This window comes from Acinetobacter amyesii (genome assembly GCF_002018365.1).
Classification (GTDB): Bacteria; Pseudomonadota; Gammaproteobacteria; order Pseudomonadales; family Moraxellaceae; genus Acinetobacter; species Acinetobacter amyesii.
In genome coordinates this window covers 699,077-710,751 of record NZ_MVKX01000001.1, presented here as the reverse complement: position 1 = coordinate 710,751, position 11,675 = coordinate 699,077, and the positions used below count along the sequence as shown (strand labels likewise).

Below are 11,675 nucleotides of genomic sequence, written 5' to 3'. Positions count from 1 at the left end.
GATAAAAAAGGAAGCAAGCATGCAGCAAGAAGTCATCATTGTCGGTGGTGGTATGGTCGGTTTAAGTCTGGCACTCATGTTGGCCAAAGCCAAAATTGGCGTAAAACTTTTAGAAGCCATTAAATACCCAAATTATGATGATGCAAACCTTGCGCCTTATCACTCTAGTTTTGATGCGCGAAACAGCGCCTTGTCACGCCGTACGGTGCAGATTTATCAAGAACTTGGCCTGTGGAGTGCTTTGCAGGAGCACGCCACGCCTATATTAGAAGTGAATATTACAGAGCAAGGCAGTTTTGGTAAGGCACGACTCAAAGCAGAACAAGAAAAAGTCGAAAGCTTTGGACAAGTTATTGAAAATGCATGGCTCGGTCGTGTGTTGCTCACAGAAGTCAAAAAAGAACCTTTGATTGAATTAATTGATGGCGTACAAGTGACTTCACTGACGCAAGATGCAGACTTTGCATATATAGAAGCACAGCGTGCTGAAGAACAGCTCAAGCTGCAATCTAAAATTGTGATTGCAGCAGATGGTCGTGATTCATTCTGCCGTAAAGCCTTGGGCATTGGTGCATCAGAACATGACTATGATCAAGTTGCGATTGTAACGACGGTACAAACTTCTAAACCGCATGCTCATGTAGGCTTTGAGCGCTTTAGTCCATTGGGGCCACTTGCATTATTGCCATTGCCAGGTGAATACCGCCGTTCAGTGGTTTGGCCAGTGCCTAAAGGAACTGAAGGCGAGTGGATGGGTGATGAAAATGATCAGCACTTCTTAGATGCCTTACAAGAAACCTATGGTGACCGTGCAGGTAAATTCCAAAAAACGGGTAAACGTTTCAGCTTCCCATTATCCCAAGTGCTTGCAGAAAAACAAGCTGTCGGCCGTGTAGTGCTGATGGGCAATGCTGCACATACCATTCATCCAGTGGCGGGTCAGGGTTTTAACTTATGTATGCGTGATGCCTATGTACTGCGCCGTTATTTAACAGAGCAAAGTACCCAAGGTGCTGATTTGGGTGATGCAGCTATGCTGCTGGATTATGAAAAATCGCGCCTGACCGATCAGCAGCGTGTGATTAAATTCTGTGATTCAGTTGTACGTGGTTTTAGCAACCAGAACCCAATTTTAAAATTGATCCGTAATACAGGATTGGTTGCCTTTGACACCATTCCGGGTATCAAGCCTTTGGTCGCGAATTATGCAATGGGGCTAAAAGCATGAGTTTAAATCATACAGATGTATTGGATGCCGTAATTGTCGGCGGTGGTTTGGTCGGTGGGTTAACAGCATTACTTTTAGCGCAAGGTGGCGTACAGGCTACGGTATTGGATGCGGCACCTATTTTGGATGCAGAAAAAACCAAAAGTGTTGCGAATCCTCGGGTTTTGGCGCTCAGTCAAGCCACTATTCATTTACTCAAGACCGTGGGCGTTTGGGAAAAGCTTGCCCGTCAGCAGCCTTATACTGGTATGCAGGTGTGGAATAAAAATGGCTATGGCGAAATCAATTTTGGTCATGTTGCAGAGCAAACGCCATCAGTTGAGCAAGCTTTAGGTTCAATGGTTGAACCAAGCATATTGAATTTAGCCATTCAAGAAAAAATGCTAGAACAGCTTGAAGACTACCGAACCCAAGTTAAGGTCAGTCGAGTTGAGCGTGGCGTTGGTGTGTGGATCATTCACCTTGCAGATGGTACCCAGCTTAAAACAAAACTGGTGATTGGTGCAGATGGTGCAAACTCATTTGTCCGTGAGCAAGCTTTCATCGATCTAGATGTGCTGGACTATAAACAAGCCGGTGTGAGCTGTGCAATTAAAACCGCCCAACCGCATCAGCATGTAGCACGTCAAATTTTCTTAGAAACAGGGCCTTTGGCATTTTTGCCGATGGCGAGTCTGAAAAATGAAGAAAGCGGTTATTGGCAATCGATTGTGTGGACCTTGCCAGATGATTATGCCGATGAATATGTGGCTTTATCCGATGTTGAATTTACTGCGTTGCTCACTCGAGAAAGTCATCACATGCTCGGTGAAGTCTTAGACGCAACACCACGTGCCAAATTTCCATTGAAGGCACGAGCTGCGCAGCAATACGTTCATGATGGTCTGGCGTTGATTGGTGATGCGGCTCATGTGATTCATCCACTTGCAGGACAAGGCGTGAATATTGGCTGTTTAGACGCAGCAGTACTTTGCGATGTGCTTTTGACCGATAAAAAACGGGGTGTGTGGGCACATGAACAAAGTTTGAAGCGCTATGAACACCGCCGTAAAGGGCAAAACGATGCCATGATGCATAGTATGTCCGCGATTGGTTGGTTAGAAACCACCACTTTTTCTCCTGTGGTGTGGGCGCGAAACTTTGGTTTAAAACAAGTGGAAAATCAGACTGTTCTTAAAGATGCGTTTATGGCGCAAGCCAATGGTCTGAATATTTTAAAAGATACAATCTACGCAGCTTAGGTCAAAGTCAGATATTTTTTAGACAGTCGTATAAACAAGGTTACGATTTTGATTAAAAAAGATACGATTTTTTGATTATGGGTACTAGTCGAAATGCTCAGAGATTGCTAAATTTCTGTTAATTTAAAACCAGCCATTCGCTGGCAAACAGAAGTCATTCGCGGGGAGAACACAATGACTGATATGAACGATTATGATGATCCAGAAGATTCAGTAGTTGATGAAGATGAAGCACAAGCAGCTGAAAAAGGTGCAGGTGATGCAGCTGACTCTGCCTCTGATGGTGACACCTCTGAAGCTGAAACATTAACAGTGACTGCAAAACTAAAACAACGTCAGGCGCTTGAAGATGAAGTTGCGGCGTTCTTAGCGCGTGGTGGTCGTATTACCGAAGTCCCTCCAGACGAATCGGCAAAAGATTAAAAATGAAAAAACACCACGTCATGTGGTGTTTTTTTTGCTTCATTCGCTTGTGCGAGGCTGATGGTCATTCATTTTTAAACTAAGCATGTTTAGTTATGACGTTGTGAAGTTATTTTAAGCCGTCTTTGGCTTCATATATTTACGACTGATCGCGTAAATAGGATAGAACACAAAATGCAGTAAAAGCAAAAACATACAATTGATAATAAATGCAGCAATATACGGTGGTGCATGCATGGCTGCTACAGCAGCAACAAAAGATTGAAAAAGTAATACCGCACTCAAAACGATATAAGCCCAATAACGATGTCTATCCCCAAATTGGCTCAGTTTCAGTACATTACCGACTACAAAATAGAGGGAACAATATCCACAGACCATCGCAATCGCACCTACATCAGCCGTCATTTGCTCGCCACTAATATAGTGCGGATAGGGTTGAATGCCAGTATAAATAATATGTGCAAGGGCCGTGAGCCAAACCAGATTAAAGAGAATGAACACCAGCGGTTTTTTGACAGATAGATTTATGGACATGTTATAAGCAACTTTTTTCATTCTATTTAAATTATTGTATGGGATAGCTTATGGAACCCGTAGGTCCCATAAGCGGTTCAAATTAAAAATAAAAAAAATTAAGCTTAATCGTTCGCTTGGGTTAACTCTAAAGCACGTTGATAGGCCACTTTCTTTTTAATCCCAGTTAAATCTGCAGCCAACTGAGAGGCAGCTTTCACGGACAAATCTTGAAGTAAACGTGTCAGCAATTTGTCTAACTTTTCTTGCTCTAGGTCTTTTTCTTCGGTCGCACCACCAATCACTAAAACGATTTCGCCTTTTTGCTGATTGTGATCAGATTCGACAAAATGAACTAACTCACCCAAAGACATTTTTTTAATGGTTTCAAATGTTTTGGTAATTTCACGTGCAAAGCCCACAGGACGATCTGCACCAAAGACATTCGACATATCTTTTAGGCAGTCCACGATACGGTGCGGCGCTTCATAAATAATCATGGTTTGAGTTTCGTCTTTCAATTTTTCCAATGCTAAAAGACGTTGTGACTGTTTAGAAGGTAAAAAGCCTTCGAAACTAAAACGGTCACTGGGTAGGCCGACAGCACTGAGAGCTGCAATGGCAGCACAGGCACCCGGCACAGGAATGACACGAATATTTTTTTCTTGTGCAGCTCGAACCAATTTAAAGCCGGGGTCACTGATCAATGGCGTGCCTGCATCACTGATCAGCGCCATATTTTCACCCTTTTCTAGGCGTTCAATGAGCTGGTCTATTTTGTTGCTTTCGTTATGGTCGTGGCAGGCGGTTAAAGGTGTATTGATACTAAAATGTTTAAGTAATTGTGCTGAAGTTCGTGTATCCTCGGCGGCAATAATTTTAACCGACTTCAATACCTCAATTGCACGATAACTAATATCATCTAAGTGCCCGATTGGAGTTGCAACAACAAATAACTGAGCACTCATAGGTTTCTCCATGTTGGATAATAAGAACAAAATTTTGGGTCTTTGCCTTTTAAGCAGTCTGTTTACTGCTGCACAGGCAGACGTCTTGGTCATTCTACCTGAATCTGGCCCTATGGCGCGAGCCGCATCCAGTATTAAGCAAGGTTTCAATAGCGCATATCAATCATCAGACTACAAAGTACCCATTAAGTTTGTGGATTCAAATCAAAAGCAAATTGCAGCGATATTGAAGCAACAGGTGAATAAAAAAACTCAATTGGTGATTGGTCCATTAGCACGTCAAGATGTTGAGGCACTTGTAAAAGCAAAGCCTAAAGTCCGCGTGTTGGCTTTAAATGAAACGACAAGCCAGATTCCAAATGTCTGGCAGTACAGTTTATCGAAACGTGATGATGCTTTAGCACTCCAAAAGGTCTTTGAAAAAGACAAATTAGCGCAGGTGCTAGTTTTACGTCAGCCCGCAACTGAGGCAGAACATGAATTACTGCTCATGTCCTTAATTAGTCAAAGTTCAGTGCCGATTCAAGTGGTTGAACAACTCCCAAAGAAGCTAGACAAAAATCAAGGGGTGCTGTTGTTAGGCAATAATGAATGGTTAAACAGTCAAAAAAAACTGCCCAAAGCAAAACTATATACCGTCGCCAATGCGATTGAAGCCACTAAGCCCATTCCTGTAGGGCTGAAATTTTGTGATGCACCTTCCTTGCATGACGCGCGTTGGCCTGACCTGATCCGAGCATATGAGGAAAATCCAGTAGATATGCCATATCAACGTCTTTTAGCGTTTGGCGGAGACACATGGCATATCGCAAAACAATATTTGCAAGAACCGAAATTAAAAAGCATTGAGTTTCAGGGGCGAACAGGGCTAATCAAAATTAGTCAAAACAATATTCAGCGTGTTCCTCACTGCTATGAGCGAAGTAAAAAAGGCATCGTTGCGATCTCACTTTAGGGATGAAACGATGCAGCTAAACTTAGAGCAGATGAATTTGGGACAGATGAATCTGGGGCAATGGGCAGAACGGCAAGCGTTGCATTTGGTTGAGCAGCAAGGCTATGTACAGGTGCAACAGAATTATCATAGTCGTTATGGTGAAATTGATTTGATCGTTGTGCGTGGTCAAGAATTGGTGTTTATCGAAGTTAAAGCCCGTTCGAATACCCGCTATGCCCAAGCCGTTGAAAGTATCTCTATTCACAAACAACGTAAGATGATGAAGACTGCGTTGCATTTTTTAAATGAACAGTCACATTTTCAAAATTATTATTGTCGCTTTGATGCAATTTGTTTTGATTTTTATCAACACTTTGCAAAAACACTACAGCAAGACTTTTCTAAATACCCGTATCATCAGCAATGGATTGAAAATGCTTTTACTTTTGATCAAGAGTTGATTAATCTCTGATAAAACAAACTGTGTAAACGCATAGAAAAATACGTGTGGAAATTTGAGGAGTCGTGCTGAGTGGTTAAGCGTATTGCAATAACGATGCTTTGTGTCGCAAGTTTATCTGGCTGTGCGAGTTTTATTTCGAATGGAACAGGATCAGCACCTGTAGGAACTGAAAGCGGCGCACGCTCATTGGGACAAGTTTTTATTGACTCTTCCATTGTTCGAACAGCAAAAATTAACTTATATAAATTAGATACTCGTTTTAAACAGTCACGTGTCAATATTGAAAGTTTTCATGGCAATGTCTTATTGACTGGGCAAGTGCCAGATAATCATTTGAAAGAATTGGCAGAAGAAAATGTCCGTTCAATGAGTGATGTTAAAACTGTACATAACTATATTACAGTGGGTAATCAGATCAGCTATAGCACGATCATGCAAGATACTGCGGTCACTGCAAATACCCGCGGTTTGATTATGAAAGCACCTGTGGTGTCTGATAGCAAAGTTCATTTACATACCGAAGATGCTGTGCTGTATGTGATGGGACGTTTAAACACGGCTGAAGTTAACGATTTAAATCAGGTATTACAGCAAGTGGGGAACGTGACTCGCATTGTGACTTTAATTGACAATATTGATCAGAACCCAAATCCACAGGCACGTTCGATTAACTCAAGTTACACCACACCTGCGGTAGGTAATGTGCAACCTGAAGTACAAACGCCTGTTGCGATAGATCCGGATGCTGTCGATCCAAATGCTCAATAAATTGTTGGAATTGATGTTGTAATATATGAATCAATGGTCTCTGCAACTCCAGCAAAAACTGGAGTTGGCTAAATCCTTATACCGAGATTTTCGGCTATATGATTTTGGCAGTTATGCCTTAAATCGACTGACACCCAAACAAGGATATCGTGTTCAAAACAATATCCCTTATGGTCTAAAAGCGCGACATCGTCTAGATTTGTATCGCACGTCAGCACCTCGTCAGCAACGTCCACTCATCGTGTTTGTACATGGTGGAGCATGGATGCATGGTGACAAAAAGGATTATGGGTTCATTGGTGAGGCTTTTGCCAAAGAAGGCTTCGATGTTGCAGTCATCAATTACCATCTCGCACCTGAATATATTTTTCCGGCTTCAATTGATGATCTTAGCCTTGCATTAAACTATTTGACGCAGTCTCAGCATAAGTTGCAAATTGAAGTGGAAAATGTGGTGTTAATGGGACATTCGGCAGGGGCATTTAATGTCATGTCTGCACTGTATCATCCGACGCCATATCAGCTGCAAGTGAAAGAGAATATTCGTGCAATCGTGGGTTTGGCAGGGCCATATCATTTTGATTATAAAGGTGATCCGATTTGTGCAGATGCCTTTGATCAAAGTGTACCGTATCAACAAGTGATGCCATATTATTTTGTTGAGCACAATCAAGTAAAGCATTATCTATTCACTGCGGATAAAGACAATATCGTTGGCTATAGCAATAGTGAAGATTTAGATCGCCGATTAAAAGCCTCAGGCAACCACAGTCAGTTGATTCAAATCCCACGTGTTGGGCACATCACGATGATTGGTTCTGTTTCGAGCCTATTTAGTCGCTTCTTTAAAACCAAAGCTGAAATCATGCGTGTACTCGATGAAATTAGTCCACGTTAATGTCTTTGGTTAAATGATGAATAATAAAAAACCGCCAAGTATGGCGGTTTTTTATTGACTGATTTTTTATTAAAAATAGCTGTTTATAACCATGCTTGGGTGTCATCTGCAACCGCAGAACCATGGATGACATGCATAATCATCGAATGGGCGATACTTCCTTTGAAAGGAATTTCAGGTAATGCATCAAATTTAAAGAATGCCGCATCACTGATTTCTTCTTCTTGTAACTGAAGTTCACCAGCAGCATATTCTGCTTTAAAGGCGATCATCAAATTACTTGGGAATGGCCAAGGTTGGCTTGCCAGATATTGAATATTTTTGACCTTTAAACCCACTTCTTCTTCAGTTTCACGACGAACCGCTTCTTCTAAAGTTTCGCCCACTTCAACAAAACCCGCGATCAGTCCATACATGGCACGGACATTTTTCGCATTTTTTGCCAATAAGATTTCATCTTCACCACGGGTAATGACGGTAATGACACAAGGATTGACACGAGGGTATTGGTGATAGCCGCAAGCGGGACAAACCATGGCGTATTCTGTGGCATGGACTTGAGTTGCTGTACCGCAGTGGCTACAAAATTTATGATTACGGCGCCATTCTAAGAGTTGAATAGCACGGCTGGCTTGTTCAAATTGCTGAACATTCCACAATTGTAGAAGCTGGCGAATAGGGATGAGTTGTAAGCCATCAGGAATTGGCTCATTTTCAAGTAGGTCACGGGCAATCACTTGATCACCCGTGCCAATATTTAAATCACTTGCGAGTTGCTCAACTTCGGGAAGTTGAAAGTTTTCATCGACCAGCAATTGCTGTTGTTTGAAGATATACGCAAGTGATAATTTAGACATTAGGCCGCTGCTGATTTCAGTTTTTCGCTACTGTCCAATGCTACCTTAAACATGCCCTGTAAAACAGGTTGTTTGTTCTTTAAATTGTCAATCAACATATCTGCGCTTGCCAATGAATCTAATGCTTGATTCACTTCATTTGCTTCAATCGTTGTTGAAGATTCAACACGTTTCAAAATGAATTGAGCTGTTGAGTTCAGTGCATTTTGAGCTGCATCTGCATTAAGGAACAACATTGCACCACCAATTTCGCGGAATTGAGTTGCAGTCGCTTCAAGTTGTGTCAAATCTTGGTTTTGTAAATACTGAACCAAAGATTGGCTAGCAGCATCAATTAAAACCTTGGTCTCATTTAACAGGGCAGCATGTGCTTCATCTAAACGGTCGAGTGAAATATTCATATTATTCACACGAAGTTGTAAGCGGCTAGAAGTGTGATGACGTTCAAGCACACCAATCGAGTTCATGGCAGACAAGATATTGTTCATCAACTGCTGGGCAAAGCTTTCATCTTGTAAAATCTCAGCATTACCTAATGACGCGGCTTGACGCGACAAGTCGTTATACGCTTCATTTAAGTTCAAGACTTTGAAAATATTTGCCAATTCGTTCAATTTCGCTTGAAGTTCTTGGGTTTTTTCAGGCGTCATATTTTGATAGTTAAATTCAATATCATTACGAATTTGCGTCATTTCAGTTGTAACCAATTCACCAATGGTGTGCATGGTGTCAAAGTCAGGACCGTATAAATGACGACTGAAAACTTGCAATTGCGTGTCGGTGAGAAGGTCTTCACCGATATTTAACTTGCCACGAATATGATGAGAAATGTCATCTTCTTGGCTAATGCTTAGGCTTAAGACATTGGCTAAATCAGAAATGGAGGCTTTAAAGCGCTCAGTGCCTGCAAAATATTGAGCCATATTGCGTTCAATGCTTACCAAGGTACGTAAGCGAGCATCGGTAATCAAGATTTGATCAATTTGATTAAACGCAACAAAAACCAAGTTCCAATATTGTTTGCTTGGATGTTTGTCTGAAAGACCTGCTAAATACGCACCGACCAATTTAATCGCTTGCAGATCTAGCTCAGTTTCTTCTTGTTTAATCAATTTATTCAACGCCAACTTATACAAACGGTGAACGTATTTTGATTTTTCAAGTGCAGGCGCTTGAGGTAAGTCAAAGTCAGGAGTAATACAATCGAGTAGGGACTCAATGTGTTGGCCTTCTGACGTTAAAGGTTTACCTAAAGACAGTTCTAAACGATTCAGACTATCGAGTAGGAACTGTGGAATTTTAACTTCACGCAAGCAGATAAATTCGATATAGCGTTTCAGCATGGTCGTGCCTTCGCTCAGTGCGATGACATCTTGAGTGTTAATTTGCGCAGGATTCCCCATGATCTTGCGCATTAACTCTGCTGAATATTGAGCGATTTTTGCCAAACTTGGCATATCAACTAAAGCTAATACTTGAGCACATTGTTCAAATTGAATCAGTGCATCATCAATCCCGAAAGGTAAAGTTTGATCTTCAACTAAGGTGCTGACTGCTGATTCGACTAACTTGATTGAGTTATCAACCTCATTTTTTATTATCAGCAAAGCCGTTGGATCAAAATGGATAGAGGTTTGGTAAGACATGTATCTGCACCTTTCCTAGATGTTTTATCTTGTTTATTAACCGCCCCTTAAGGCGGTCCATGTTTATGGTTTTACTATAGCGTATGTAAGAATTGTTTATATACAAAAAGTAACACGAAATTTAGATTTTATTTCGCAAAAAGGCAAGGTGTACCATGTTTTTCTTCAAATTGTTTGACCCATGTCTCATGGGCTTCAAGTTCATCCGCTGAAGGTAAAATTACCGGTAATTCAATTTCAACAGCGGTGCGGGTTTGCGAACCATCTTCATTTTGCGAGTGGGTCAGGGCATCGATATCAAAGGATACCTGACCGCCCGTCATTGCTAGGTATACGTCAGACAGAATTTCCGCATCGAGTAAGGCACCATGGAAGGTACGGTCACGTTGTGGAATTTCATAACGACGCACCAACGCATCGAGTGAGTTTTTCTGGCCTGGATGCTTGGATTTGGCCATAGCCAAGGTATCGGTGACTTCGCAAACTTCCGATAAGGCCACAAAACCTGCACGTTTGAACTCCATATCTAGGAAGTTCATATCGAAGGTTGCGTTATGCGCAATGATTTCTGCGCCTTTTAGATAGTCAAATAAGACATCAGCAATTTCAGCATACAGTGGTTTGTCTTTTAGAAAGTCATCACTGATTCCGTGAATATTTTCAGATTCACCGACAGGTTTTTGCGGGTTGATATAAATATGAATTGAGCTGCCGGTCAGTTTACGGTTAATCATTTCCACCGCACCGACTTCAATAATACGGTCTCCATCTTGGAAATAGAAACCCGTGGTTTCCGTATCCAAAATTAATTGTCGTGGGCCAGATACATCGACGGTTGCTGGTGTAATGACAATCATTGGATGGATTTCAGCAGCTTGCTTAGACTGTGTAGGAGCAGCTGTATTCAACGTTGAAGCAGTGTCAGTTGCTTGTTGTTCTAACGCAATGTCATCAACCTGCTCTGCATTGATCGCTGTCTCAGCAGAGATTTCAAGCGATGGAGCAATTTCTAGCGGCTGAGCAATTGAAGCTTCCTGAATTGAAGCGTCAACAATGCTTTCATTTGCAATCGTAGCTTCTTCAGAGATTTCTTCTTCATCGTCGCTATCAGCAAATTCGAGTCCAAACGGATCATTTAACAACCAATCCGGTTCAGCTTTTTTTTTAGGCGCTTCAGCTGTAGTTGATGCCGCTTGTTTGATCTGTTCAAGGGTTTTTTCCGCGCCTAGATTGGCCAATTGATCGGCCATTTCATTTCCCGGATGGCCTGCATGCCCTTTAATCCAGTTCCATTCAATTTCCCGACCCTGACAAGTTGCATCCAGTAATTTCCACAGATCTGGATTTTTAACATCCTTCCAGTTTTTCTTTTTCCAACCATGAATCCACTCGGTAATGCCTTGTTTGACATAGTTGGAGTCTGTCCAAATGATCAGTTTTGCATCGGACGGACAATGTTGAATGCCTTCAATTGCGGCAGTCAATTCCATACGGTTATTGGTGGTTTCAGCTTCGCCGCCGCAGAGTTTTTCTTCTCCAGTTTCACGGATGATATACGCCCCCCAACCCCCTAAGCCAGGGTTGCCTTTACATGCACCATCAACATAAAGCGTGATTGTTTGAGACATAAATCAAATCCGGAGAAAAACGAGCATTCAGAACCGTATATTGTATAACGCAAATGACGGGGAGAAATCCATTTCTGGCGATTTTTTTAATTTCTTGTAACA

At 41.8% G+C, this 11,675-nt stretch carries 12 protein-coding genes; 7 read left to right on the top strand and 5 right to left on the bottom strand.

The features are described 5' to 3' along the window. The first annotated feature begins 19 nt into the window (after positions 1-19). The 3 genes from ubiH (at position 20) to B1202_RS03450 (ending at position 2,892) form a co-directional block, all read left to right on the top strand. A complete protein-coding gene (gene ubiH / locus B1202_RS03460; RefSeq protein WP_078189171.1) occupies positions 20-1,228 on the top strand; it encodes a 2-octaprenyl-6-methoxyphenyl hydroxylase in 1,209 nt (402 codons plus the stop codon). Further along, on the top strand, positions 1,225-2,469 hold the full coding sequence (locus tag B1202_RS03455; protein WP_078189170.1) for an FAD-dependent monooxygenase: 1,245 nt from the start codon (positions 1,225-1,227) through the stop codon (positions 2,467-2,469). The genes ubiH and B1202_RS03455 overlap by 4 nt, the downstream gene beginning before the upstream one ends. Positions 2,470-2,643: 174 nt before the next feature. Beyond that, on the top strand, positions 2,644-2,892 hold the full coding sequence (locus B1202_RS03450; protein ID WP_078189169.1) for a hypothetical protein: 249 nt from the start codon (positions 2,644-2,646) through the stop codon (positions 2,890-2,892). A 114-nt stretch (positions 2,893-3,006) separates the two neighbouring features. Here B1202_RS03450 and B1202_RS03445 read toward each other — a convergent pair whose 3' ends face one another. Together B1202_RS03445 and rsmI are read right to left on the bottom strand one after the other, a co-directional pair. Next, positions 3,007-3,429, bottom strand: coding sequence for a hypothetical protein (locus B1202_RS03445; protein ID WP_078189229.1), 423 nt, complete (start codon positions 3,427-3,429; stop codon positions 3,007-3,009). Between the two features lie 104 nt (positions 3,430-3,533). Continuing rightward, entirely contained in the window at positions 3,534-4,376 is an 843-nt protein-coding gene (gene rsmI / locus B1202_RS03440; protein WP_078189168.1) for a 16S rRNA (cytidine(1402)-2'-O)-methyltransferase, read from the bottom strand. Positions 4,377-4,386: 10 nt separating this feature from the next. Here rsmI and B1202_RS03435 point away from each other — a divergent pair, with 10 nt between their 5' ends. From B1202_RS03435 to B1202_RS03420, 4 genes are read left to right on the top strand one after another with little or no spacing between them, the layout of a single operon-like run. Next, the gene (locus B1202_RS03435; RefSeq protein WP_078189167.1) at positions 4,387-5,331 is read left to right on the top strand and encodes a penicillin-binding protein activator; all 945 of its coding nucleotides are present in this window, start codon (positions 4,387-4,389) and stop codon (positions 5,329-5,331) included. Between the two features lie 46 nt (positions 5,332-5,377). After that, positions 5,378-5,785 (top strand): YraN family protein, encoded by a 408-nt coding sequence (locus B1202_RS03430; protein WP_078189228.1) that lies wholly within the window; start codon positions 5,378-5,380, stop codon positions 5,783-5,785. Between the two features lie 60 nt (positions 5,786-5,845). Beyond that, positions 5,846-6,544 carry a BON domain-containing protein gene (locus B1202_RS03425; protein ID WP_078189166.1) on the top strand — a complete coding sequence of 233 codons (699 nt, stop codon included), beginning with the start codon at positions 5,846-5,848 and terminating at the stop codon, positions 6,542-6,544. A 25-nt stretch (positions 6,545-6,569) separates the two neighbouring features. After that, positions 6,570-7,442 (top strand): alpha/beta hydrolase, encoded by an 873-nt coding sequence (locus B1202_RS03420; protein ID WP_078189165.1) that lies wholly within the window; start codon positions 6,570-6,572, stop codon positions 7,440-7,442. A gap of 83 nt (positions 7,443-7,525) precedes the next feature. Here B1202_RS03420 and nudC read toward each other — a convergent pair whose 3' ends face one another. The 3 genes from nudC to dnaQ form a co-directional block, all read right to left on the bottom strand. Continuing rightward, positions 7,526-8,299: an NAD(+) diphosphatase gene (gene nudC / locus B1202_RS03415; protein ID WP_078189164.1), complete on the bottom strand. Its 774-nt coding sequence runs from the start codon at positions 8,297-8,299 to the stop codon at positions 7,526-7,528. After that, positions 8,299-9,945, bottom strand: a complete 1,647-nt coding sequence (locus B1202_RS03410) for a chemotaxis protein (protein ID WP_078189163.1) — start codon at positions 9,943-9,945, stop codon at positions 8,299-8,301. Before B1202_RS03410 ends, nudC begins: the two co-directional genes overlap by 1 nt. 128 nt (positions 9,946-10,073) lie before the next feature. Beyond that, positions 10,074-11,573, bottom strand: a complete 1,500-nt coding sequence (dnaQ, locus tag B1202_RS03405; protein WP_078189162.1) for a DNA polymerase III subunit epsilon — start codon at positions 11,571-11,573, stop codon at positions 10,074-10,076. Positions 11,574-11,675 lie beyond the last annotated feature (102 nt).